At 62.2% G+C, this 25076-nt stretch carries 22 protein-coding genes and 2 pseudogenes; 13 read left to right on the top strand and 11 right to left on the bottom strand.

The window, feature by feature from the left end:
- Positions 1-184: 184 nt before the first annotated feature.
- The gene (locus IG194_RS03885; RefSeq protein WP_058490451.1) at positions 185-1801 is read left to right on the top strand and encodes a phytoene desaturase family protein; all 1617 of its coding nucleotides are present in this window, start codon (positions 185-187) and stop codon (positions 1799-1801) included.
- 36 nt (positions 1802-1837) lie between these two features.
- On the opposite strand, the gene IG194_RS03880 is transcribed toward IG194_RS03885, so the two are convergent.
- On the bottom strand, positions 1838-2473 hold the full coding sequence (locus IG194_RS03880; RefSeq protein ID WP_058490449.1) for a TetR/AcrR family transcriptional regulator: 636 nt from the start codon (positions 2471-2473) through the stop codon (positions 1838-1840).
- Between the two features lie 261 nt (positions 2474-2734).
- Here IG194_RS03880 and IG194_RS03875 point away from each other — a divergent pair, with 261 nt between their 5' ends.
- The 5 genes from IG194_RS03875 (at position 2735) to IG194_RS03855 (ending at position 7695) form a co-directional block, all read left to right on the top strand.
- A complete protein-coding gene (locus IG194_RS03875; RefSeq protein ID WP_058490447.1) occupies positions 2735-4015 on the top strand; it encodes a cytochrome P450 in 1281 nt (426 codons plus the stop codon).
- A 57-nt stretch (positions 4016-4072) separates the two neighbouring features.
- Complete coding sequence (locus IG194_RS03870) at positions 4073-5104, top strand: hypothetical protein (protein ID WP_058490445.1); 1032 nt, start codon at positions 4073-4075, stop codon at positions 5102-5104.
- 71 nt (positions 5105-5175) lie between these two features.
- Positions 5176-5964: an SDR family NAD(P)-dependent oxidoreductase gene (locus IG194_RS03865; protein ID WP_058490443.1), complete on the top strand. Its 789-nt coding sequence runs from the start codon at positions 5176-5178 to the stop codon at positions 5962-5964.
- A 49-nt stretch (positions 5965-6013) separates the two neighbouring features.
- Positions 6014-7348 (top strand): MFS transporter, encoded by a 1335-nt coding sequence (locus IG194_RS03860; protein ID WP_058490441.1) that lies wholly within the window; start codon positions 6014-6016, stop codon positions 7346-7348.
- Positions 7345-7695, top strand: coding sequence for a nuclear transport factor 2 family protein (locus tag IG194_RS03855; protein ID WP_058490438.1), 351 nt, complete (start codon positions 7345-7347; stop codon positions 7693-7695). The genes IG194_RS03860 and IG194_RS03855 overlap by 4 nt, the downstream gene beginning before the upstream one ends.
- Positions 7696-7733: 38 nt before the next feature.
- Here the strand turns inward: IG194_RS03855 and IG194_RS03850 are convergent, their stop codons facing one another.
- The 10 genes from IG194_RS03850 to IG194_RS03805 form a co-directional block, all read right to left on the bottom strand.
- On the bottom strand, positions 7734-7976 hold the full coding sequence (locus tag IG194_RS03850; protein ID WP_058490436.1) for a hypothetical protein: 243 nt from the start codon (positions 7974-7976) through the stop codon (positions 7734-7736).
- Positions 7977-8000: 24 nt separating this feature from the next.
- Entirely contained in the window at positions 8001-9584 is a 1584-nt protein-coding gene (locus tag IG194_RS03845) for a phytoene desaturase family protein (RefSeq protein WP_058490435.1), read from the bottom strand.
- Between the two features lie 44 nt (positions 9585-9628).
- Positions 9629-10549, bottom strand: a complete 921-nt coding sequence (locus tag IG194_RS03840) for a VOC family protein (protein ID WP_058490433.1) — start codon at positions 10547-10549, stop codon at positions 9629-9631.
- Positions 10550-10619: 70 nt separating this feature from the next.
- On the bottom strand, positions 10620-11927 hold the full coding sequence (locus IG194_RS03835; RefSeq protein ID WP_058490431.1) for an amidohydrolase family protein: 1308 nt from the start codon (positions 11925-11927) through the stop codon (positions 10620-10622).
- Positions 11928-11982: 55 nt separating this feature from the next.
- Positions 11983-12558 (bottom strand): aromatic-ring-hydroxylating dioxygenase subunit beta, encoded by a 576-nt coding sequence (locus IG194_RS03830; RefSeq protein WP_058490429.1) that lies wholly within the window; start codon positions 12556-12558, stop codon positions 11983-11985.
- A gap of 72 nt (positions 12559-12630) precedes the next feature.
- A complete protein-coding gene (locus IG194_RS03825; RefSeq protein ID WP_058490427.1) occupies positions 12631-14028 on the bottom strand; it encodes an aromatic ring-hydroxylating dioxygenase subunit alpha in 1398 nt (465 codons plus the stop codon).
- Between the two features lie 312 nt (positions 14029-14340).
- Positions 14341-15516 (bottom strand): MFS transporter, encoded by a 1176-nt coding sequence (locus IG194_RS03820; RefSeq protein WP_058490425.1) that lies wholly within the window; start codon positions 15514-15516, stop codon positions 14341-14343.
- A gap of 111 nt (positions 15517-15627) precedes the next feature.
- Positions 15628-16863, bottom strand: a complete 1236-nt coding sequence (locus IG194_RS03815; RefSeq protein ID WP_058490424.1) for an NAD(P)/FAD-dependent oxidoreductase — start codon at positions 16861-16863, stop codon at positions 15628-15630.
- Positions 16864-16876: 13 nt separating this feature from the next.
- Positions 16877-17197: a 2Fe-2S iron-sulfur cluster-binding protein gene (locus IG194_RS03810; protein ID WP_058490423.1), complete on the bottom strand. Its 321-nt coding sequence runs from the start codon at positions 17195-17197 to the stop codon at positions 16877-16879.
- A 22-nt stretch (positions 17198-17219) separates the two neighbouring features.
- Positions 17220-18488, bottom strand: coding sequence for an MFS transporter (locus tag IG194_RS03805; RefSeq protein WP_058490422.1), 1269 nt, complete (start codon positions 18486-18488; stop codon positions 17220-17222).
- A 68-nt stretch (positions 18489-18556) separates the two neighbouring features.
- Between IG194_RS03805 and IG194_RS33265 the strand changes: the two are divergent.
- The 7 genes and pseudogenes from IG194_RS33265 to IG194_RS03775 all read left to right on the top strand — a co-directional run.
- A pseudogene (locus IG194_RS33265) lies at positions 18557-19387 on the top strand (hypothetical protein); the annotation flags it as partial.
- Between the two features lie 426 nt (positions 19388-19813).
- A pseudogene (locus IG194_RS33260) lies at positions 19814-20329 on the top strand (methyl-accepting chemotaxis protein); the annotation flags it as partial.
- A gap of 203 nt (positions 20330-20532) precedes the next feature.
- Positions 20533-20763 (top strand): ferredoxin, encoded by a 231-nt coding sequence (locus IG194_RS03795; RefSeq protein WP_058490419.1) that lies wholly within the window; start codon positions 20533-20535, stop codon positions 20761-20763.
- A 44-nt stretch (positions 20764-20807) separates the two neighbouring features.
- Complete coding sequence (locus tag IG194_RS03790) at positions 20808-21569, top strand: SDR family NAD(P)-dependent oxidoreductase (protein ID WP_058490417.1); 762 nt, start codon at positions 20808-20810, stop codon at positions 21567-21569.
- A 48-nt stretch (positions 21570-21617) separates the two neighbouring features.
- Positions 21618-22562: a VOC family protein gene (locus tag IG194_RS03785; protein ID WP_058490415.1), complete on the top strand. Its 945-nt coding sequence runs from the start codon at positions 21618-21620 to the stop codon at positions 22560-22562.
- A 2-nt stretch (positions 22563-22564) separates the two neighbouring features.
- Positions 22565-23449, top strand: coding sequence for a fumarylacetoacetate hydrolase family protein (locus IG194_RS03780; protein ID WP_058490414.1), 885 nt, complete (start codon positions 22565-22567; stop codon positions 23447-23449).
- Positions 23446-25068: an MFS transporter gene (locus IG194_RS03775; RefSeq protein ID WP_058490412.1), complete on the top strand. Its 1623-nt coding sequence runs from the start codon at positions 23446-23448 to the stop codon at positions 25066-25068. The genes IG194_RS03780 and IG194_RS03775 overlap by 4 nt, the downstream gene beginning before the upstream one ends.
- The last annotated feature ends 8 nt before the right edge of the window (positions 25069-25076 follow it).

Below are 25076 nucleotides of genomic sequence, written 5' to 3'. Positions count from 1 at the left end.
CTTGCGCCGCAAGAGTCGCTGGAGAATTGTTTGACCGCCGGTAAAACGATGCCCAACCACTGCCGGTTGGTTGTTGCTAGCGTTGCCTTCCCGGTGAAAGGCAGGACCCTAGCCTTCTGCCAAGCAGGTAGTAGTGGTCTGGTGAGAGATTGCCAGAGCCACCAGGCACTTACTCAAAACAGCGATGAACAAGAACAATCAAGCCATGAAAAATGACAACACGGATTTCGATGTAATTATCGTGGGTGGTGGTACCAACGGCCTGTCGGCGGGTTGCTACCTAGGGATGGATGGCAAGAAGGTGTTGGTGCTTGAGGCGCTGGACAAGGTTGGCGGAATGGCCTCATCGGGCTACCTGATTCCCGAGGCGCCGCAACACCTCGTACACCCTTGCGCGATGGATATGATGTCCATGCGCGTTCATGCCCACGTACCCCACGAGCTGCAGCTCGAACGGCATGGGTTCAAGTCGATCGAGCTGTCGCCGGGCTACGTGTACTTGCACCCGGATGGCACCTCGCTGGTGTTCTGGCGTGATCGTCAAAAGACGGCCGCGGAAATCCGCCGTTACAGCACCAGGGACGCTGAGGCATTCCTTGAGTTCATGGCGGTCATCGACCTGTTCCTCGACATCGCTTTGCCGATGATGCGGATCGACCCGGCTCGGACCAACATCATGACCAAGCTGAAGGTCGTAGGTACTGCACTCAAACACCGCAAGCTCAAGCCCGAGCTGATGGCGCTGATGACCGGTTCGGCACACCAGGCCGCGCGGGAGCGCTTCGAGCACCCGGTGACCATCTCTGCCATGTGTGCGCTCACTGGCCTGGCCGGCGACATCAGTGCCGATGGTGGTGGCATCTATTACGCCCTGCTGGGTTTCCTCCATCGCTTCGGTGTTGGTCGGGTGATCGGTGGCATGCAGCAGCTCAGTAACGCCATGCGCGCGCGCCTGGAGGAGCTTGGTGGCCAGGTCCTGACCCTGGCCCGTGTCGAGGAAATCCTCGCCAGCCGGGGCAAGGTTCGGGGTGTACGGTTAGCTGATGGACGTGAGTTCACGGCCCGTGCGGTTGTTGCCGGCTGCCATCCCAAGGTCGCGCTGGAAATGGTCAGCGCCGGAGAAATGCCACGCAACCTGCTGACCCGTATCGCCATGGCACCGGCCAACGCCAGGGGCTCTGGGCCGCTTAAGGTGGACCTGGCACTTGATGGACAGATCGCAGTACCTCGTTTCGAGGCTGCCAGAGGCGATGGTGTCGACCTGCGCAAGGCCTGCCTGATGATAGGTACCGAAGAGGCGGTACTGGAGAACTTCGCCTCTAGCGCCCGGGGAGAAGTGCCGCGCCTGCCCTACATCACCATGGTAGCTCCCAACTCGGTGGATCCTTCGCAGTCGCCGGAGGGACAGGACGTGCTCTATATCTACCCGCCGGTAATGCCGGTCGCTCCTCTTGAAGGGTGGGATGCGCTCAGGGAGCGAGTGGCTGACCAAGTGGTCGAACAACTGTCCGAATACGTCGAGGGTATTCAGGGGCATGTAATTGGGCGCTGGATCGAGGCGGCGCCGGATTTCACTGCACGCTTGAATACAGTGAACGGTTGCGTGGTGCATATCGACACCACGTCCATGCGCTCCAGTGCCATGCGGCCAGCCTATGGCCTCGGTGGAGAGACTCTCCCGGTCGAAGGGTTGTACTTGGGGAGCGCCGGTATCCACCCAGGCGGTGGCGTCAACGGCATGGCCGGGCGGCTGGCGGCCGGCCGGGTGAAGCGCTACTTGGCGCAAGTCGGAAGAAAGTAGCCGATGGCCGTGTAGGTGTCCTCTGGCACGGTCGTTCTAGTGCAGGGCGATGCTGGCGAGGATGAAGTCCGCAGAATGTTGGCGCCAGGTGGTCATGCCTTCCTCTGAGGTGGTGTCCAGGCCGGCCAGCGCCGACATCGAATAGCGGTTGGTGAACCAGCCGGTAGTAACCAGCGCGGCGGTGGCGAGAAACAGCCGGGGGTTGATCCCGGCCTTGAAGTCCCCAGCCTCGGCGCCGCGTCGCAGGATGCCGTCGAGCTTGTCTATCAGCCTTGGCGTCAGCTCCAGGAAGCGGTTGCGCGGTGTCTCGTGGGTGTTGTGGTAGTGGATGCCCTCCAGGGCTAGTGCGCCGAGCAGCGGATCGTGACGATACTGGTCGAAAAAGTGGTTGAGCATTCCCTGCATGGCTTGCATCGGTGGTAGTAAGTCGACATCCAACTCCACCAGCTCGGACATGACGCGCTCGGAGCATTCGTCCAGCACGGCGATGAACAGACCTTCCTTGGAGCCGTAGTAGTGGTAGACCAACTGTTTGGTGATCCCCGCTTCGCGGGCGAGCTCCTCCATGCGCACGCCGGTGAGACCCTTCTTCGCGAATTCCAAGCGGGCTACCTCGATCAGGCGGCGGATCGTGTTGCGTTTTCCGGGTTCATTCTGCACCGCGGTTTTCACCCTGGGCTCCTTATGGCAGCGATGGGCTGACGTACTTCGTTTGACCTTGGGTAAAACGAATCGAGTCGCAGAAAAGAGGCAGCTCGTTAGTATCCCAAGTTGGTGATTCCGAAAGGATACCGCTACTTGCGGCCTGGCGAGCAAGCCGGGGTGTTTCCAAATGAAATATCGCAGCGGGACCCTTACCCCGTGATGCTGATGGCCTGCCACCGTGCCGGCGTCGGTCGACTTCGACAACAACAATTTAGAGTGTTTAATCTCATGAGCACTAATAGCGCTTCTGCCCTTGATCTCAAGGAAAACTACTCCGCAGTCTCCGAAACCTATCGTGGTACCGACCTGGACATCCATGCCGTTTGCCGAGAGCAGCGGTTGAAGTCACCGATCTACGAAGGTGACTTCATCACTCAGTTCGGGGTGCCGACCAATGCGGGTATCCAGCAAGGTACCCGGCCAACTTTCGCGCTGTTTAAGTATCAGGACGTGCTGGCGGTGCTGCGCGACGGGAGCACCTTCACCAACGGCTTCATCGCCGAAGGCCTGGGCGCCTTCTTCGACGGCCTGGTGATCCTGGCCATGGACGGCGAGCCGCACCGAAAGGTGCGTGCCCTGCTGCAACCGGCATTCATGCCGGAGAATGTGAACAAGTGGCGTGGACAGATCGACGAGGTGATTCGCAGGGAGTTTCTTGAGCCGCTGGTATCGAAGAAGAGCGCCGACCTGATGGAGTTCGGCCTGGAGCTGCCGATTCGCATCATGTACGCGCTGATGGGGTTCCCCACAGACGATCCGTCGAAATACAAGCAATACGCTGCCTGGGCACTGGCCATGGTTGGTGGCAATCAGATCGACCCAGCGAAGATGGACGAAGCGCGTAAGCGTGCCGGCATCGCAGTAAAGGGACTTTACGACGCTATCCACGCCGTCGTGGTGCAGCGGCGTGCCGAGGGCAGCCACGGCGACGATGTGGTCGGCCGCCTGCTGCGTGCCGAATTCGAAGGACGCACTCTGGACGATCATGAGGTAGTCACCTTCACCCGTTCGCTATTGCCCGCTGCTGGTGAAACCACCACGCGCATGTTCAGCTCGGTGATGGCCCTGTTGCTCACCACTCCGGGCTTGCTGGAGCGGGTGAAGGCAGATCGCTCACTCGTTCCCAAGTTGATGGACGAAACCGCGCGCTTTGAGCCGGTGGCGACCTTCAAGGTTCGTGAGACAGCAAAGGACGTGGAGTTCCATGGGGTGAAAATTCCCAAGGGCTCCTTCGTTCAATGCATGGTGGTTTCCGCCAACCGCGACGAGGACGCTTTCGAGAACCCTGACGTGTTTGACATCGACCGCAAGCTCAAGCCTTCCTTCGGCTTCGGTTTTGGCCCGCATATGTGCATTGGTCAGTTCATTGCCAAGGTCGAGATCAACTGCTCGATCAACGCCATCCTCGACCTGTTCCCCAATATCCGTCTGGATCCGTCGAAGTCGGTGCCGGTCATCGAGGGTGCACAGTTACGCGGTGCCTCGTCGCTCCCGGTGATCTGGGACTGAGCCTCGCTGCCCCTTTGCCTTGCGTGCCCTCGACAATTACGACAAGAGAGAATCCCCATGAGAACTTTCAAGACGATTCCCGTGCGTGGTGACTTTGGTTTCCAGCAACTGGTCGGCCCGCATCAAGTCAGCGGTGCCTCGATGGGTGGTATCCGGGGTTATTTCGGCTTGCAGTTGAGCAAATCCTCGCCGTTCGGCTCGGTGCGTGACGAGGAGGGCAACATCTATTCATTCGTGCGTTCGCTGATGGCGCCGGGCGGTACGCCGAACCCGACCAAGTTCTTCTACCTGAACAACCATGTCGACGGTATCAACCTGCGCATGGATCACGAGAAGATGGCTCGCCAGGCGTCGACGCCGATGCCGGTGCAGACCCTGGAGGGCGACACCGTGCGCTGGACCAGCCAACCCGGCGAGGCCGGTAATGGTTGGGAAATCACGGCCAACAGTGAACGCCTGAGCTGGCGCGAGGACGGCCTGTTCCAACTGGAAGGACGGCTGCTCGGCCCGGGCCTGCAGTGGTATCTGCCGGGAGTGGAATGGGGCACCTTCTATGTGTCCCAACTCTGGGAACTGGCCGGCATCTGCGAAGGACGGCCGGTGAAGGGGGCGATGGCGCTGGACCAGTTCTACATGGCAGAGGGCGGTGCAATCCACTTCAAGAAGGACCTTGTAGTCAATAACAACAAGCACGTGCTCTGGTGGTCGTTTGTCACTGTCTACAAGGACGGCAGTTGGGACGCCGGTTCCTTCATGGTTGGCCACGATCACCTGGGCTATGCGATCTTCACCAACGATAAAGGTGAGGTGCGTGTGACCACCGATATCGAAGGACAAACCCGGCACAAGGAAGGTAGCTACTTCCTTGAGTCGGCTCGAATTGTGCTCGAAGGTGAGGAGGAGTGGGAGTTTCTTCCCGACACCAGGGGTGAAATGATCGACTTTGTCGGTGGCTTCCCGATCACCGCACAGCAGGAGGGGCGCTGGCGCCGTGTCGGAGACACCCGAGAGCCTTCGCACTGGCTAGGCTGGGGAGAGTCCGACCGGCGCAACGGTTCGGCGCGCAACATGCCGGGCCGGGATATCTGATCTGGCCGCTCGGGCTCCGTGCGGCCCAAGCTCCGCGGGAGTGTTCCGTACAAGAACAGGGGAAACAGCCGATGAGGTTCAAGAACAAGGTGGTGCTGGTCACCGGTGCCGGGCGAGGCATGGGGCGAGCCATCGCGCTGGCGTACGCGAGCGAAGGGGCAAAGGTGATAGTGTCTGCTCGTACGCCACGCCATGGCGAGGAAACCGTCGCGCAGATCGCGGCACTGGGCAGCGAGGCTCACCTGGTCGGTGGTGACATTGCCGACCGCTCGTCGGTCAAGACCATGATCGAGGGTGGTGTGGAGCATTTTGGCGCACTGGACATCCTTGTCCATTGTGCCGCGGATACATCATCCGGGTTGGTCGTCGAGATGACGGACGAGACGTTCGATCATTTGGTGCGCAGCAATATCCAGTCGCTGTTCTGGCTGGCCAAGGATGCGGCACCCCATCTTTCTAAGGCGCAGGACAAGGGCCGGATCGTATTCATCTCCTCTGGCGAGGCCAATCGCAAGTACACGCCAACGCTGATCCCGTACAGTTCCAGCAAGGCGTTCATGAACGCCTTTGCCCGTGGGCTGGCGGTGGAGTTCGGCGCACTGAACATTCTGGTCAACGTGATCGAGCCGGGGCTGATAGGCACCGATCACATGTTCGAGTCCCTGGGGGAAGAGCTACCGCACCGCCTGGCCGAGCGCTTCCCTGTGCCCCGTTTGGGGCAGTCGGCGGATATCGCCGCCGCTGCGTTGTTCCTGACCTCCGACGACGCTTCCTATATCACTGGTACCTCCCTGCTGGTCGACGGCGGCGCCACTATGGTGGCCATGCCCAAGGTCGAAGAAATCCTCAAGGGGCATTGAGCCCGGATTGCGCAGGCTGCCAACGGGCGATTGCGTCAGGAGTCCCTGTATGTCCGATACCTCCAATTCATACTGGCGCTCAGCTTTCGACATTGCTGAGTTCAGGCGTGGCTGGCGCATCCTGCTACTCGGTCTCGTGGGGATCTGCACCAGTATCAGCGCCGGTTTGCTTTATGGCTTCGGCACCCTGGTCATTCCCCTTGAGCAGGCCTTTGGTTGGAGCCGGGGCGAGCTACAAGCGTCTATCACCTTCCTGTTTGCCGGTGTGGCCGTTTCCACCCAACTGGTCGGCCCGCTGTATCACCGTTTCGGCCTGCGGCGGGTGGCGATCGTATCGATCCTGCTGCAGGTGGTCGGCTATGTGGCAATCACGCGGATCGAGCATTCCATCGGTTGGCTGTACCTGGCGTTCTTCTCCATGCCGTTGGTCTGTGCAGGCACTATTGCCATTACCTGGACGCAACTGGTCAACCTGTGGTTCGAGCGCAACCGTGGTTTGGCCTTGGCGGCTATCCTCTGCGGCACTGGGATGATGGCGCTGCTGCTGCCGCCATTACTGGCCGGCCTGATCGCCCGGTTCGGCTGGCAGGCTGGCTTTTTCGCCCTAGCGGCGCTGCCCTTGCTGTTTACCTTGCCTATGGCCTTGGCATGGATGCGTTTGCCAACGGAGGTCGAGTCCATGTCCTCGACGGAGCGTGCGTTGGCTACACAACTGAACGGTTTCAGCTTCCGCCAGGCACTGCGCTCGCCGGTATATTGGAGTTTCAATGTCGCGCTGATCCTATCGGTGTGCCTTACCGTCGGTATGGTCACCAATATAGTGCCCATGTTGCAGAGCAAGGGGCTTTCCGCCCAAGTAGCGAGCCAGATCTTCAGCAGCTTCGGCATTTCCATCATCGCCGGGCGTCTATTGGTAGGCTATCTGCTGGACCGCTACCCTCCGGTCCTGGTCGCAGTGACGAGCCTGGCGCTACCGGCCATCGGTTGCGCGGTCTTTCTGTTCGCTGGTGTGCAGAGTACCGCGCTGCTGGTGTTCGCCACCCTGTGCGTCGGTGTCAGCGCCGGTGCTGAATTCGACCTGGCGGCATTCCTCATAGCGCGTTATTTCGGGCTGCGCGACTACGCGCGTATCTTCGGCCTGCACCTGGCCTTGGTCACAGTCATGTCCGGCTTGATGCCGGTGTTCTTCGGTTATCTCTACGAGGCGTACCAGGGCTATTCGGCGGTGCTGCTGTGCTGCCTGGCCTGTTCCCTCATCGGGCCGTCGATCCTGCTCTGGCTGCGGCCGGCAGCGGTGGTCGCGGTCCAAGCAACGGCATGCCTGAAGCGGTGTGCGAACGTCCGGCGGGCCTGCCCGTCTGCGGATACTAGGAGTAAGCAATGAGTGCGCAAGAAACCATCGAGCATTTCCTGCATGGCCAGATCGATTGCTGGAACAACGGCGACAAGGAGGGGTTCTTCGAGCATTACCGGCGGATGTCGCCCGCTGGCCTGAACATCGAGTACGTTGGCCGTGCTCTGCCGACCGACCCATGGCAGATCCTCGAAGGCATGTGGGAAAACCAGCAGCCGCGTTTTCGCGTGGAGGTCAAGGAAACCATCATCAACGGCGAGGAAGCCGCCTGCCATCATCGCAATGCGTTGCGTGACGGCAATGGCGGTATCGAGACCATCGAGCTGTACCGTTTCCAGGACGGCAGGTTGTGGGTGCGATATTTCATCAAGGCGTGAAGGAAGCCACGGGGCACGCAGGCGCGCGCCCCTGACGCTCAGCCGCGAGCGGCCCGCTCCTGCCTGCGCGCTGCCCGCCAGCCCTGGAACAGGAGCAGCGGCAGGCGTAGGATCACGCCGATGCCGAGCAGCTGGGCGGCCTGCCAGCAGTCTTGCGGGTGGACCAGGATGGTGGTGCTCATGGCACCCATGACCTTGCCCTTGATCACCAGTCGTTGACCCTCGCGAGTGATGGATTTGACGTCCACCATCTCCACGCCTTCCTTGCTGAACATCTTCATGCTGCGCTTGCTCCTGCCTGGGGCTCAGGCCCCGACCAGTTCGTCGAAGTCCAGGCCGGATTCCTCCAGCAGCACCCGCGCCACGTTGCGCCCGGAGGCGGCGGTGACACCGCCGCCGGGGTGGGTGCTGGCGCCGGCCAGGTACAGGCCCGCCACCGGCGACTTGTACTGGGCGTAGCCGGGAGCAGGGCGGTTGCCGGCGATCTGCCAGGAGTAGGAGCCGAAATGCAGGATGTCGGCGCCGATCATGGCGTTGTTGTGGCGTTCGATGTCCAGCGGGGTCATCCACGAGAAGCCGAGGATGTTGTCGTCGTCCATGTTGGTGGTGAGCTTGCGCAGATCATCGAGAAAAGCGTGGGCCACCTCTTTGCCGATCTCGTCCCAGCGCTGGGCGCCGCCCTTGAGGTGGTAGGGGCAGAAGGCGTACATGTTGAGCACGCGACTGCCTTCAGGGGCGCGGGTCTTATCGTAGGTGTCCTGGGTCACGTAGGCGATGAAGTCGCGGCGCGGGATGCCGTACTCCAGGTCGCGGAAGGCGCGGGCGAATTCCTCGGGGTCGGAATGCGAGCGTTCCACCCAGAAGAAGTCGTCCACCGCCGGGCCGACCTTATAGCGCGGTGCCTCGCGCAGGGCGACGTGCATGTTGAACGGCTGGAAGCTGCTGTGCTTGAGGGTGCGGATGCGCTGCTCGAAGCCTTCGGGCAACTCGCAGCCGGGGACCATGGCGGGGAATACCTGCTTGGCATGCAGGGTGGAGATCACGCCCTGGCGAGCGAGGATTTCCTCGCCGCTGTCGAGGATCACGCCGGTCGTCTTGCCGCCGTCAATCTTGAACTGTTTGATCGGCGCCTCAGTGCGCACCTCGCCGCCATGGTGTTCCAGGCAGGCGCGCAGGGCGTCGGCGAAGGCTCCGGAACCGCCGACCGGGATGCCCACGCCGTAGCGGTGCATCAGCGGCAGGATGATGTAGAAGCCGAAGCCGGTGCCGTTGTCGAACGGGTTCATCATCGCCTCGGAAGCGTAGCGGGCCAGGGCGATCTTGACCTTGTCGTTCTCGAACCATTCGCTGATGTAGTCCCAGGCGCTCATCGCCTGGGTGCGCATCAGTTCCTGGCCGACCTGGCTCTGTTCCATCATCAGCGCTTGGTGCGAAGCGCTAGGCGGCGTGTTGAACATGCCCATGACCAGCATGTCGAGGTTCTGGAACACCTGGTAGTTGAAGCGGCGGTAGGCGTCGGCGTCACGCTCGGAAAACTTGGCGATGGCCTGGCAGGTGCGCTCTAGGTCGGTGTAGAACTCCAGGGTGCTGCCGTCGTCGTAGAAGATCGCGGTCATCTTGTCGGGGTTGATGTATTTCAGGCCGAACTTCGCTTTCAGCTCCAGCTCGTCGTTGCGTAGCAGCGGGTTGGCCTGCAGCAGGGTGTGCGCCACCGAGCAGACGTCGTGCTTGAAGCCGGGAATGGTCAGCTCGCGGGTCATGACCCCGCCGCCGACCTTGTCGTTCTTCTCCACCACGCACACGCTGCGCCCGGCCTTGGCCAGGTAGCAGGCGGCGACCAGACCGTTGTGGCCGCCGCCGGCGATGACGATGTCGTAGGTCTTGCTCATCTTCTTGTCCTTTTTCTGTCGATGTTGGTGTTGGATTCACGCGCTCAGTCGTCGGGGTAGCGCTCCACGGGCATGACGCTGGGGCCAAGGATCGGTCCGGCCCGCTCATGGCCCCAAACGCTCAGATGCTCGGGGTTCAGCTCGAAGCCGTCGTGGTGCCAGGGCTCCAATTCATGGATGCACTCAACCGCGAACCCGGACGGGCTGAAGTGGTAGAAGGAAACGTGCGGGTCCTGACAGTGCTGGCCGAGGGTCATCTGCATCGGCAGCTCGCGCTGGCGCACGATGTCGTAGGTCTTGCCGAGATCGCTCAGGCTCTTGACGAACAGGCCGATGTGCTGCACCCCCTTCATGCCGGGGGCATGGCCGAAGGCGATGTCGTGGCTGGTCTTGTCGTTCAGCTTGGCCCGGAAGAAGCCGGTACGGCCCTTGCCGGCGCCCGCGCCGTACCAGTGGAAGCCCATCAGCTCGATGAAGAAGGCTTCCAGTTCGGGACCGTAGTCCGGCGTCATCAGGACGATATGGCCGACGCCGCGCTCGTCGGCGACGAAACCGCCGTGGGGGCGACCGGGAACGAACGAGCGCGGCGTCCACTTCTGTCCGTAGAAGAGTTCGTGCTGGTAGCCCGCCGGGCAGCGGAAGCGCACCAGTTCGCGCACTCCGCGTATCTCGCGCAAGGCGTCATCGCCGATTTCCAGGGCCACCCCGGTTGCGCGAAAGCGCGCCACTGCGGCGTCGAAGGCCTGCCGTCCGCGGGCTTCCCAGCCGATATAGGCGATGTGGTCGATGGGGCCGGGGTGAAAGGCGATGCGGTGACGGCGGTCGTCGCTGCGCAGGTACAGTGAGTCGGGGTCGCCCGCCGGGGCGTTGCCCAGCCCCAGGCCGAGCACCTGCGGTGCGTACTCGCGCCAGGCGTCCAGGTTCGGGCTTTCGAAGCCCAGGTAGCCAATGCCGATGATGTCCATGCTGGCCTCGTGTCGTGGTCTTGAACCGTCCCCTCCCGGCCTTTGCCCGGGAGGGGCGCCATGGCCTTTCCTACAACGCGGTCTGGGCGTCCGCCTGGGCGAACATCGCGTTGATGTCGCCGGAGGTCACCGGCTGGCCTTTCTCGCGCTTGGGCGCGGCTCCGCCCATGCCCAGTGCCGGCTCGATATTGACGTGCGTGGCCTGGGCGCGCAGCGCGCCGACGGTGCAATTCTCCCGACCGAGCAGGGGGAACGGGTCGTAGGAGAACTCACGCATGGCGTTGAGGTGGGTGACCTTGTGGATGGTCGCCTCGGGCAGCTTGCGCAGGCTTTCCCAGGCCACTTCCGGCGAATTCGGCCAGGTGCAGTCGGAGTGCGGGTAGTCGCATTCCCAGGTGACCATGTTCTCACCCACGTCCGGCAGGTTGCGCAGGCCGAAATCGTCCTCGATGAAGCAGGTGATTATGTGCTTGCGGAAGATGTCGCTGGGCTTCTTGCCGCCGAAGTCGGCGTTGGTCCAGGCGTGGTGGTGGCGATGGGTGAAGTCGGCGCGTTCCAGCAGGTAGGGGATCCAGCCGATGCCGCCTTCGGACAGGGCCATGCGCAGGTTGGGGAACTTCTTCCACATCGGCGCCCAGATCCAGTCGGCGGCCGAGTTGGCGATGGAGATCGGCATGGAGGTGATCCAGGCATCGATCGGCGACAGCTCGGATGCGTGCTCGGCCTTGATGCCGGTGCCGATGTGGCAGCAGATCACCACGTTGTTGTCGGAGCAGGCTTTCCACAGTGGGTCCCAGTAGTCGCTGTGGATCGACGGGAAGCCGTGCAGCGCTGGGTTGTCGGACAGCGACAGGGCATGCACGCCGAGTTTGGCCAGACGCTCGACTTCGGCGGCGGCGGCCTGCATGTCCCACCAGGGCACCAGCATCAGCGGGATGAAACGTCCCGGCGCGACGTTGCACCAGTCGTGCAGGTGCCAGTCGTTGTAGGCCTGGATGGCCGCCAGGGACACGGCGCGGTCCGGGTGGTTCTGGAAGCGCTGGCCGGCGAAGCCGGGGAAGGTGGGGAAGCAGATCGAGCCGAGGATGCCGTTGGCGCTCATGTCATCGACGCGGGCCTTGATGTCCCAGGTGCCGCGGCGCATGTGCTCGTAGCCCAGCGGCTCCATACCGTATTCCTCCTTGGGCCGGCCGACCACCGAGTTGAGGCCCATGTAGCCCGTGGCCTGGCCTTCGAATACCCAGACATCACGGCCGCCGTGCTGCTCGACGCGCGGCTGGCGGCCCTTGAAGCGTGCCGGCATGTGGCGGTCGAAGGCGCCGGCCGGTTCGATGGCGTGGTCGTCCACGCTGACGAGGATCATGTCTTCGAGTTGCATTGTCGTTCTCCGTGGTTGGCCGCAGCGGCTGCGGCCTATACTTCTGTCGGGTCGATCAAAGGAAAATGCCGAGGTTCGGGGTGCCGATCACCGCCTGGTCCAGCAGGATTTCGCGCCGCGCCAGTTTCAGTTGGCCGTTCTCGCGGCGCAGGATGTCGTGGCGTTCGCAGGGGATCAGGTCGAAGTCGTCGAAGTCGAAGCGGCTGCGGGTCACCAGCAGGTAGCTCAGTACCTTGTATTCGTCGGCCTTGTCGGTGCCGAACACGCGGACGTTGCTGACCAGGCGCCGGGTGCGCGAGGGCGGGTCCTCGCCCCAGGCGCTGCGGGTGTCGGTGATGCGCATGATGCGCACCATCAGCGAGCCATGGCTCTCATGCAGGTGCTGGACGTTGCGCACCACGGTCTGCTGTTGCTGGCGGTTGGGACGGGTGAGGCGCGCCGGGGCGTTGTACTCGATATCCAGGGTCAGGGTTTCGCTCCACTGTTTGAGTTGCAGGGTGTCCAGCAACTCCGCTTCGTCGTAGAGGAAGTCGACGATTTCGCTATGCAGCGGGCTGCCGCTGGAGATGCGCTTGCTGCGATCGGTCGGCGGCAGGGGCGTGGGGGCGAGCAGGGTCTGTAGGTCGTTCATGGCGATCTCCGTGAGGCTGTGCGTGCCATCGGCTGCGCTGCGCAGCCGGGCAGGGTGTACGAGGATTGGGGGTCAGGCCGTCATCAGCGCGTGCCAGTATTTCCACCACTGCCACTGGGTATCGTCCTTGGTGAAGCCCTCGCCGACATAACCGGGGCCGGGCCAGTCGGCAGGCTTGGTGTCGTCTTCGTACAAGGCCTGATACTTGAGGGTGATGTCCTCGCTCATCGCTCCCTTGGCCGCCAGGGTCATGTGTGGCCAGGTGTCGGAGTCGTCCTGTTCGACCATGCCGGAGGTGCCGAGCAGTTGGATCGACTGGCGCAGCATGCGCGCCTTGATTTCCGGCGGGGTGTCCTTCTCGGCGAGGATCCAGTTGACGAATTCCAGCTTGTCCGGCCCCTTGGGGATATAGGCGTGCAGGGCCATGGCGCCGAGCACGGTGCCGTCCGGCTGAGGCAGGTAGATGAACTCGAACAGGCCATTGGGGAAGAAGTTGCCCACCTGCGGCGGGCGCCAGCTCATGACGTGCAACTGCTCGGGGCTGAAGCGCTTGAGCAGCTCCGGGACCATTTCCCGGGTGATGCCCGGTGGTGGCAGTAGGGTGAGTTTTTCCTCGGCGCTCATGGTGGACGGGTCGCGTCCGGTGAGGCGCTGGATCTTGCGGTCCAGTTCGATGCAGCGCATGGTATGGCCGTGTTCGGTCCAGACTTCGACGCCGTACATTTCCGGGCTGAGGTCGCCGCCCTTGCCTTCGGCATCCGGCTTCTTCGCATAGGGGCCGACCTCGCCCAGCCAGCGGTGCAGGGTCAGGGTGTGGAAACCGTCCGAGGCGGATTGCTCGCAGGCGGTCTTCCAGTTGGCGCGGATGATGAAGCGCTGTGGTGGGCCGAGCACTTCCATGCCGGCGGTGGTGCGGCACCAGAGCGTGTCGAAATACCATTTGGCATCGCCGAGGAAGTCCTCGAAGGACTGGCCGTCGATGTTCCAGGTGGCGAAGATTAGGCCGCCATAGACGGACACGCGGGCCTTGTGCAGGCCGAGTTCGGCCTTCGTGCGCATCTTGCCGTGCATGCACTCCTTTTCCACCGGCGCGGCGATGAAGTCGCCGTTGGGGCGGAAGGTCCAGCCATGGTAGATGCACACATGGGCGGCGGCGTTGCCGCCATCGACGGTGGAGATCTTCATGCCTCGGTGCGGGCAGACGTTCAGCGAGACATGGATCTGCTCGTCGCTGGAGCGGGCGACGATCACCGAGTCAGAGCCCATGTCGCGGACGACGAAGTCGCCCTTGTTCGGAATCTCGGTTTCGTGGCCAAGGAAGACCCAGGTCCTGGCGAAGATTTTCTTCATTTCAAGGGTATAAAGCTCGGGGTCGGACAGCGTCCGCATCTTCACTTCATGTTTTTCCAGGTCGATCAGGTCCGAAATCCTCGTGCCGTCGCTCAGCGCCGGGTTGGTAGTGCTGGTCATAGTCGGTCTTCGCTCTTGTTGTTTAATATGAACAAAAAATAGTTTTTTGTTCATTTGCGAGCCGATTATCTGCCCCGTGGAGGGCTTTTTAATTGATCTGAGTCAACGGCTGCTCAGGGCCGGAAACCACCGGTCAGGCACGTTGCTGCTCCCGTTGGGCAGCCTTTCAGATCTATGGAATGGGGCTTGTGGAGTAGGGTGTGGCGGGTTTGCCGGCGGCCGGGGCGCTGGTTGCAGAATGCAGGTATCGATTTGTATGGGCAATATTATTGAAATTGTTCAGTTATGCTTCGACCGCCAGCGCCCCACTCTTCACTGGCCGGGGCGCTGGCGCAGGTACAGCACCAGGGTAAGGCCGAGGGTCGAGAGCAGGGCTGAGCAGAAGAAAATCCATGGCAGACCGAAATGCGCGGCCACCAGGCCCATCAGTGGGCCGGCCAGCCCTACGGCCAGGTCGAAGAACAGCGACAGTGTGCTCAGGGCCGAATTACGGTTGCTCTCCGGCGTGCGCGCCAGGGTTTCCACCCCCAGCCCCGGATAGACCCAGGACACCCCCAGGCCGGTCAGCGCCGAGCCGAGGATCGCCACCAGGGGCGTAGGTGCCAGCCAAACGAGCAGCAGCCCAAGGGTTTGTACCGTCAGGCAGAGCGCGACCACCCGGTAGCCGCCGAAGCGTGGCAGCGCGTTGGGCGATGCCAGCCGGGCGCAGATGAAGGCGATGCCGAAGGCGCTCAGGCAATAGGCCGCGTTGTTCCAGCCCCGGCTGTCGAAGTACAGGGCGACGAAGGCGGTCAGGCTGCCGAAGCCCACCGAGCTGCAGGCGATGGCCAGGCCGTTGGGCAGCACGGCGAGGAACACGCAGTGGAATGGCAGGCGTATGCCCGGCAGCAACGGGGCCGGCGGTCGGCTCCGGGCGAACAGCAGGGGCAGCAAGCCGAGCAGGGTGATGCCGATACCGATGCCGGCAAGCCCCAGCTGGTCCCGTACTAGAACGCCGAGCGGCGCGCCGAGGGCGGTTCCGCCATAGGCGGCGATGCCATTCCAGGACATCACCTGTGCGGTACGTGTCGTGCCATGCAGGCCAATGGCCCAGGTGCAGCAGGGTGTCGAGATCAGAGCCGAAGAGATGCCCTGGAGGATGCGCCCGGTGAGCAGCAGCGCCAGGCCGGCCCCCGGGGGCAGCGGCAGGATGATCGCCAGAGCCGTCAGCAGGCCGCTGCCGGTCAGCACGGCTAGTCCGGTCATCACCGTGCGTTTGGCGCCATGGGTGTCGGCAAGCAGGCCGGCCAGTGGGCGCGACAGCAGGGTCGTCAGGTACTGCATGCCGATCACCAGGCCAACCATGGCGCTGCTGAATCCGAGGGTATTCAGGACATGGCCGGGCAACACGGCAAGGGGGAGTCCGTTGGCGATGTAGGAGGCGAAGTTGAAGCAGACGATCGAGACGATCGACAGGCCGGTGGAAAGCGATTGGCTACGGGCGTTCATCAGGTGTCGCCTTGAGCGGACGGCAGTCGGTGCAGGCTCGTTCGGCAGGGAGCGGGATTGGCCGTGGCGCTGGCCGAAGCCGCGCCCTGCGGTGGGCGCGGCGGCGGTCGTTCAGTCGCGGTTGGCGGCTTCCCAGGCCTTGAGCTCGAAGCCTTCGGCGGCGGCCTCGGCGGCGCTCAGCTGCGGCGGGCGGGAGAGAATCTTGCGCGCGGCCATGTGGTCGCCCGGTCGGTTGCAGGATTCCACCGCGATCAATTGGTCGTCGCGGAAACACAGCACAGAGAGCTGCTGGGTTTCCGTCGAGCCGAGGGTCACTGTGCTGTCGTAGCCGGTGGAAAGCCCGGCGATCTGCAGCTTGAGGTTGCCCTGATCGGTCCAGAACCAGGGCAGTGCGGCGTAGGGTGCCGATTTGCCAAGCAGTCGCGTTGCCACGTTGCGCGCCTGGTCGACGGCGTTCTGTACGGATTCCAGGCGGGTCGGTTGTTCGCCGTTCTGCAGGCAAGGGAAGCAGGCGACGTCACCGATGGCGGAGATGTGCGGATCGGAGGTCAGCAGGTTGGCGTCAACGCGGATGCCGTTTTCGATGGTTAGGCCAGCCTCGCTGGCCAGTTGGGTGTTGGGGATCACGCCAATACCGAAGACCACCAGGTCGGCCGGCAGCAGGCGTCCATCCGAAGTCTGCACACCACTGACTCGGCCGGCATTGCCTTCGATCCGGGTCAGGCCCTGGCGGAAATCGAACTTTACCCCCCAGGCCTCATGTGCTTGGCGGAACAACTGGGACATCTCCGCTGAGACGGCGCGTGCCATCGGGCGGTCGCCGAGCTCCAAGACGTGCACGCTGGCACCCTGTTCGGCGGCCACTGCGGCGAACTCCAGGCCGATGAAGCCGGCACCGACTACCACAACGTTGCGGATTTCCTTCACCAGCGGGGCTAGGGCGTCGGCATCCTGTTTGGTCTTGACGCCGAATACGCCCTGCAGTTCGGCACCGGGGACCGGCAGTGGGCGGTTATGGGCTCCGGTGGCGAGGACCAGATGATCGTAGGAGACCGCCTCGCCGGAGGCTAGCAGAACCCGACGGTTCTGCCTGTCGATGGCGGTAGCTTGGTCGTGGCGAAGGTCGATGCGCTGGGTGGTGAAAAACTCGGCTGGACGGAATAGAAGAGCGTTCTCGTTGATCTTGCCAAGCAGGTAGGCCTTAGACAGCGGTGGCCGCTGGTACGGGAGGCCCGGCTCGTCACCGATCAGAGTGATAGTGCCGTCATATCCTTCTTGGCGCAGCGAGGCCGCGATCTGAAAACCGGCCTGTCCGGCGCCGACGATGACTACTGAGGCAAGTGACATAAGGACCTCTTCTTCAGAATTGCGATGCAGGCAGGTGCAGCACTAGGCCGTCGAGTTCTTCGCTGATGAATACCTGGCAGGTCAGGCGGCTGTTGTCGCGGCGCTCGAAGGCGCAGTCGAGCATGTCGTTTTCGGTGCTCTCCGGCGCAGGCAAACGTGCCAGCCAGGCTTCGTCGACATAGGCATGGCAGGTGGCGCAGGCACAGGCACCACCGCAATCTGCCGGGATGCCGGGTATCGAAGCGAAGGTGGCGGCCTGCATTACCGATTGGCCGATATCCCCGATCACCTTGTGCTCGGTGCCGTTGTGCTCAATGAAGGTCAGTGTGGGCATGGTCTTCTCCTTGGGTGTCGGGTCAGGGGTGGGACGCGATCGGCGTCGAGACGAAGCGGGGAGCGCTGCCCAGAGTCAGTAGCAACAGGGGGCCGATCAAGCTGCAGGCAAGGGAATAGACCAGCATTGCCGAATAGCCTCCGGTGCGGCTGAGAAGGAAGGCGAACAACAGTGGCGCGAGGGCTGATGCCACGGTATTCAGACCCTGGTGTACACCGAACAGGCGGCCGTACTCGCGCAGGCCGAAGTAGCGTGCGACCAGGAAGGCGGCGATGTCGAACTCGGCACCGGCGCCGAAACCCACCAGCACGGCGGCCAGCAGTAGCGGAGCGAACTCTGTGGTGCCGCCGAGGTAGACCAGGCAGCCGATGGCCGGCAACGCCAGGCTGATGGCGGCCACCATTGGTGGCCAGAGGCGGTCGAGCAGGTAGCCGATGAGCATGCGGCCAAAGATCAGGGCAATGCCGAAGCCACTGAAGATCAGGTTTGCCTCTGCGGCTGGCAGGCCTTTGGTCTGCAACATGGGGACGGTGCTGGTGACCATGCCGACGATAGAGGAAATCACAAGCGCCAGGGCCAGGTTGCAGGTCCAGAACTTGGTCGAGTACATGCCTTCACGGAAGCTCAGGCCGGGCAGTTCTAGCAGGGTACTGGTGTCGCCCTGCGCGCGTTGGCCGGCTCTGTCGGAAAGCTTGAACCAAAGCAGGGTCAGCGGTAATAGCAGCAGCAAGTTGAGCAGGGCGAGAAGAACGAAGGCTGCGCGCCAGTCCCATTGCTCGATGCTCCAGGACATCAGGCGCGGGACGACCGCCGCGGTCAAGCCGGTACCGGACAGGCCGATAGCCAGGGCCAGCCCGCGATTGCGGTCGTACCAGAGGCTGAGTAACTGGGTCCAGGTTACCGCCAGCGCTCCCATGCCGATCAAAGGCAGGACAGCGAAAGCTAGGTATAGCGACCAGATCGACCCGTTCAGCTGAGTGGTGCCTAGGTAGCCCAGAGACAGCAGGATCAGCGAGATGACTGTCACCTGCTTCATGCCGTAGCGCAAGTTGAACCAGCCAACCAGCTGCAGCGAGATTACTGCGCCACCGAAGAGGAAAGTGATCGCCGCCTGAAGTTCGCTCTTGTTCCACCCGAATGCCGCTTCCAGCGGCACTACCAGGGTACCGAACCCGTAGAGCAGGGCAGCATTGATGCTGACAGCAACCCCAACCACGGACAGTAGCAGGATGCGCCATCCCCGTTTGAACTCGGTGAAGTCAATAGCCGCTTCGTTTCGGGCGGTAGGCATGGTTTGGCGTCCTTTATTGGTTTTGTAGGGCCGGGGTCTCGAGCAGGCAAGGCGTCTTATTTGATGTTATGTACATAAACGTGAATACTGTGCAAATAGTATGGCGGGGCAGCGTGCCTGTCCAGCTATCTTCCATAACAACAAGAACGGTGAGTGCCATGATGTTTCTGAGAGGGCTTTCGATCGGCGCCAAGCTTCTCGTGCTGCCAGGGTTGTTCGTGCTGTCACTACTGATCGTGTCGGGGATGGCCTATAGGGGGCTGCTCAAGCAGCAGGCAGTGATTGAGGAAATCGACCACCTGCGTTTCCATCAGTATCGCCAGGTGCTCGAAACCTCCTCGGCTTCGCAAGCGGCGATGGTGGGCGCCTATGCTGTGGTAGTGCGAATCCTCGAGTCGAATGGCTCGGCCTCCAGGGAGGAGCTCGAGTCCTATCTCGAGGATATGCAGGACAGTATCGATGACATGCATACAGGGATGGGCAAGCTGGCTCAGGAGACCCGCCTGGGCGGCGAGGAGAAAACCCTCTATCGAGCCGTGGAAGAGCAGGCTGGGGTGGTCGGTGAAGGCTTGTCTGACTTCAAACGCACGGCCGTTGACGATCAGTTGCAGGCGGCGGCGTTGCTGGGGCGAATGCGTGCCGAATACAACGGTTTGCAGGGGCAGTTCAACCGGTTGCTGGGGTTGCAGGCGGAGTTGACCTCCAATGCCTTCATCGAGGCTGGCGATCTGCAGCGGCAGTTGTCCAGGATGCTGATTGTTGTCCTCGTTGCGGCTAGCGCTCTAGCTCTGTTTGTCAGTCTGCTGCTGCGTCGACAGATTGTTCGAGCCATTCGGGAAATTGAGCAAGCTTCCGTTAGGTTGCGCGATGGCGACCTGACCCTCCGTGTGCGGGTAATGGGGCGTGACGAGATAGCCCATACTGCGCAGGCTTTCAACGAGCTGATTGACAGTTTCCAGCAGGCAATGTGGCAGGTCACCAATGTGGCAATTTCGGTTGGCACTTCAGCGGAACAGTTGGTGGAGGCCTCCGCACAGGTGGCTGAGAGCTCCACTGCGCAGGTCGATGCTGTGGCCTCGGTATCGCTCATTATCGGGCAGATGAGCGACGGTATAGCGACTATTTCCAGTCATGCGGAAAGCTTGCGCAGTTCGGCGGAGGCGAGCCTGCACGGGGCGGAGAATGGTCATCTGGCGCTGTCACGCTTGCTCGAGAATATCGACAGCGTGCGTCACGCGTTCTCAGAAATACGGGGATCGGTAAGCGACTTCGTGGAAAGCACCACGGCCATCACTGCGAGCATTACTCAGGTCAAGGACCTGTCGGCCCAAACAAACCTGCTGGCCCTCAATGCGGCTATCGAAGCCGCGCGCGCCGGCGAAAGTGGGCGTGGATTCAGCGTGGTGGCGGACGAGGTGCGCAGTCTGGCGCAGCGTTCCGCCCTAGCGGCCAACTCGATCAACGAGCTGACCTCGAAGTTGGAAGGGCAGTCTGAGGTGGTGGACGAAGCCTTGCGTGCTGGCACTGTGGCGCTGGAGGACAGCAGCAGGCTGCTGGCTGACCTGGAGTCCACGTTACAGCAGGCGGCGGAATTGGTGGGGGATTCCACTCGTGGCGTGGAACAGATTGCCGATGCGGTCCGCGTGCAGAATGTCGGTGGACGGGACGTGGCTCTGAATGTCGAGCGCATTGCGCGCATGGCTGGAGAGGGGGATGCGATTGCTCATAGTGTCTCCAGTGCCGTTATTTCGTTGCGAGGGCTCTCCGAGGAGTTGACCCTGGCGGTAGGTCGCTTCCGCTTTCAGGGAGAGTCGGAGGCGGCCGACTGCACCTTGGTCTGATCCTGTGCGGGAGCATCGATTGCGTTTGCCTTTCTGTTACCGGCGGATCGGCGGTAGTTAGCCGGTTTTGAGCGGTCTGGGGGGATAGGTCGCAGCTATTCGAGGCGAGATGACTTTGGTTTTTGGAAGCGTACTGGGCTTTTGTTTACAAATTTAAGAAAAGTGTTCATTATTTTTGCGCCTGCTTGGATAAGGAGAATAAGATGAGTTCCGACAAGGCCCGATTCGAGGTTGTGGTCGAGCGCAGCCGCTGCTGTGGCTACGGTCTTTGTGCTGCGATCTGTCCCAGCATCTACAAGCTGGATGCCGATGGTTTGGTTTACGTCGATAACAAGGCTGTTCCCGTCGAACTGGAAGACGAGGCACGAGAGGGCGCCGAAGCTTGCCCGGCCGAAGCCATCTGGCTCGAAGAGATCAAGCCTGAGGGGCAATAGCGGTATCCGATCTGAGAAAATCAGAACAAGAAATGGAGAATGCAATGACTGGGCGTCTTGAAGGTAAGGTCGCGCTGATCACCGGAACTGGCGGTGGCCAGGGTAGGGCGGCGGCGCTGCGCTTCGCCCGTGAGGGCGCTATCGTCGTGGGCTGCGACCTCAATGGTGCAGCACACGAGGAAACCGCCGCTCTGCTGAGCGCCCAGGGACTTCGTCTGCATGGTCGAGCGCCCGTCGACCTCGGTGACTATGAGCAGGCCAGGGCCTGGGTCGAGGCGGCTGTGGTTGAGCATGGTGGCATTGATATCCTGTACAACAACGCATCGGCGGCACGCTTCGGCAAGGTCAATGAACTGTCTGTCGAGGATTGGCATTACACCATTCGCAACGAGATCGACCTGCTGTTTTATACCACTAAGTACGCCTGGGGCCATCTGGCTGCGCGGCGTGGAGTCATTATCAATGTTTCTTCCACGGCAGCCTGGGGTGGCTCCAAGGTCGCGGGAATTTCCGCACATGCCGCAGCGAAGGGGGCGGTTGTGTCCTTTACTCGGCAACTGGCTGTCGAAGGGGCTCCCCTGGGGATTCGCGCCGTTAGTCTCAGCCCTGGCTTCGTCGCTACCCCAGGGACCTTGGAGTTTCTGGAAAATCCGGTGGCGCGAGCGGCGCTTCTCGATGGTGTCCTGATGGACCGCCCTGGCGAACCCGAGGAAGTGGTCGCCCTGGCCCTATTCCTGGCATCCGGCGAGGCCTCCTTCGTGACCGGATCTGATTTCGTCATCGATGGCGGTCTGCTGGCTATCTAGCTAGGCATAGCCGTTCCTCCCAAGACATTCGAACAAGAAGGTGAAGGCATGGATATCATCGGCATCGGCTACATGGGGTTCGAGACCGCGAGCCTTGACGCCTGGCGCGAATATGGCCCGCAGGTCATGGGTTTCGGCATTGGCAAGTCGCCGGACAGCGATCTGGCGTCGTTGTATTTCAGGATCGACGACCGGCGGCACCGCTTTGCCTTTCACCCTGGCAAGGTGGATCGCCTTGCCTATATCGGTTGGGAGGCGGTCGGACGTATGGCTTTCGAGGCTGGTCTGAGGAAGCTCGAGGCTGCGGGAGTGGAGTTCGTGAGAGGCGATACGGCGTTCTGCGAGCTACGTGGGGTGCGTGAAGTAGTACGTTTCCGCGACCCGGTGGGCTACCAGTACGAACTGTTCTACGGACAGAAGTGGACGCCACGCTCTTTCATTCCCGGTCGTCCGCATACCGGCTTCCTGGCCGATGAACGTGGTGCTGGGCACGTAGTGGTGATCACTCCGGAATACACTCCGGAGTTGGAGCATTTCCTGCTCGATGTGATGGGTTTCCACTGGTACGGAGCCGGCGCCGGCAAGGGCCGAACCGGCTTCTTCCGCGCCAAGCTGAACAACCATACCAGCCACGACATCGCCTACGGCCACGGTCCAGGGCGCATGGGGGTGCAGCATGTCGGCCTGTTCGTGCGCAATGTGCGTGATGTGGGTGAAACCTACGATATCGTGCGCAAGCGCGAACTGCCGATGATGATGACCCTTGGCCAGCACAGCCAGGATCCGCATCTGTCCTTCTACCACTTCACACCGTCCGGCTTTGCCTTCGAGACCATAGCTGAGATTGAGCCGTGGCAGGGCGATCCCTATGAGCTCAACCCCGAGACCCTGAGTTTATGGGGCCATGAGATGGTTGGTCCGATCCTTGGACCGAGCGTGCGTACCCCCGAGGAAGTGCTGGACGCCGAGTACCTAGCCGGCAAGAAGCGCTGAGCATGCGCCTGGCGAGGGTTGAGGTAGCCGGTGAGGTATTCTGGGCATTGCTCGATTCGGATCTGCAGCGCCTTCGCCGCATTCGCGAGCCATTCGCTGCCTGGGCGCAGGTGATCGGGCAGGGGGGGATGATCAACCTGGGACTCGATGATGACTGCCTTGCGCTGTCGGCGTGCCGCTTGCTGCCGCCCTTGGAGCCGGGGGCGCGTGTTTTTGGCGTGGGCTTGAACTATCGCAGCCATCTTGAGCGTCTTGGCAGTTCGCCTCCGGCTCATCCGCTGGCCTACTTGAAGCCGGATTCCGCGCTGGTTGGCGCGTACGACGAAATAGCCTATCCGGCCCTGACCGGACAGCTCGACTATGAGGTCGAGTTGGTCGCTGTGGTTGCCCGGCCGCTAGGCGAGGAAGCGCTGGCCAGTGCTTGTCTACTCGGCTACACGGTCGGCAATGACGTCAGTGCGCGGGACGCGGGGAGGCGTATCGGTCGCCTCGACCTGCTAACTCAGAAAGCCATGGATCGCACTACACCGATCGGTCCCTGGATCGTCACTCTCGACGAATTGGGCGGCACCGGACAGCCTGAGTTGGAGATGGGCCTAGAGGTCAACGGTGAACCGCGTCAGCGGGACAATACTCGGCAGATGATCTTCCCGGTGGACGAATTGCTCGATTATCTTGATGCGCGTATTAGCTTGCGGCCGGGCGACCTGGTGTTCACCGGCTCGACTCACGGTGTGGGCATGGAGGATGGTCGCTTCCTTGCGCCGGGTGATTTGGTCGAGGCGCGCATCGACGGGATCGGCGAGCTGCGCAACCGTGTTGGTCCCCGGCGTATACTGTCTGCTGCGCGAAGTGCCGGGCGGCTGGGCAGGCCTGACGGCGAATGAGTATGGACAGGCAGGCCAACTCTGCTTTGGCAGTGGCGGAACACTCCTCGTTTTGGGCGCCGTTGCGTCATGGCCTGTTCGTCGGCCTTTGGCTGGCCTGTGCGGTCGTCAACCTGGCGATCTGGATGCAGACCGTGGGGGCAGCCTGGATCATGACCCAGCTATCAGCATCACCCCTGATGGTTTCCCTGGTACAGACGGCCATTACCCTGCCTGTCTTCCTGTTCGCTTTGCCGGGCGGGGTGCTCGCTGACCGCATGGATCCACGCCGTTTGTTGCTTCTCACCCAGGCGGTCATCTTGGTGGCGGCCGCAGCGCTCTGCCTGCTGGATTGGGGGGAACTGCTGGAGGCCTGGTCGCTGCTGCTGTTCACGTTCCTGCTGGGGGTCGGTAGCGCCTTGGGTATGGCGGCCTGGATGGTGACGGTGGTCGGAGTCATTCCACGTGAGCAGGTGCCGGCGGCGGTCTCTCTCAATGGTATTTCCGTTAATGCCACTCGGGCCCTGGGGCCGGCTCTGGCCGGCGCACTGATCGTCTGGTGGACCAGCGCCGCAGTATTCCTGGTCATCGCACTATGCATGGCTGCAGTGCTCGTATTCATCTTCCGTCTGCCGGCTCGCGTCCATGCCGACGGCTTGCCACCTGAAACCTTAGTCGGCGGCATGCGCAGCGGCCTGCGCTACATCCGCCACTCGACGGTTCTGTCTAGCGCGCTCAAGCGGGTATTCGTGTTCACCAGTTGCGCCAGCGCGTTATGGGCACTGATGCCGCTGGTAGCCAAGGAGGAGCTGCGCATGGACGCCGGTGGCTATGGGCTGCTGATGGCGTTTATGGGGGCTGGGGCGGTCCTCGCTGCGCTCGGCCTGACCAGCATCTATCGCCGTTTTGCCCTGCGGCGGTTGATCGACGCCGGGGCGCTCGCCTTTGCTGTGGCGACCCTGGCGGCGGCGCTGTCGCGCAGCCAGGTGGTGATCTGTGCCACGCTCCTGCTGGCCGGCATGGGCTGGATGGCGGTGAACGCGACCATTTCCACCGTGGTACAGACTTATGCTGCGAACTGGGTGCGAGCCCGTGTCGCCTCGGTTTACCTCCTGGTGCTGATGGGCTCAATGGCCCTTGGTGGCGCCCTGTGGGGGGCTCTCGCGCAATATCTGGGGTTGCAGCAAAGTCTGCTGCTATCGGCATCGAGCATCTTCCTGGGCTTGTTCCTGACTCGTGGTGGGGCGATCGAGATGGGCCGCGAAGCTGACTTCGCCGATGCCCAGCAAACGGACAAGCCGATGCTGGTCACTGAGGGCGTCGCCCACGGCGACGGGCCGGTGTGCATCGAAGTCGGCTACCGGGTGGATGCTGCCGGGCGTGAGGCGTTTCTGCGTGTGGTCTATGCCGTCGGCCAGACGCGACGGCGTAATGGTGCGCGGAATTGGTGCCTGTACCGTGATCTGGAGGAGTCCAACCGCTACGTCGAGCGCTTCATCGTCGAGTCGTGGCTGGATTACCTGCGCCAGTGCGGACGCATGACCCAGGGGGACGAAGCGCAGGCAGTACCACTTTCGCCTTTTCGCGAGGGCCGATCGACCCGACGCTATGTCAATCAAGCACCGGTAGAGGGCTTCTAGAAATCTCT

The organism is Pseudomonas sp. ADPe (genome assembly GCF_014843515.1).
In the GTDB taxonomy this organism is placed as follows: Bacteria; Pseudomonadota; Gammaproteobacteria; order Pseudomonadales; family Pseudomonadaceae; genus Pseudomonas; species Pseudomonas citronellolis.
This window is presented reverse-complemented; position numbering and strand designations above follow the sequence as displayed.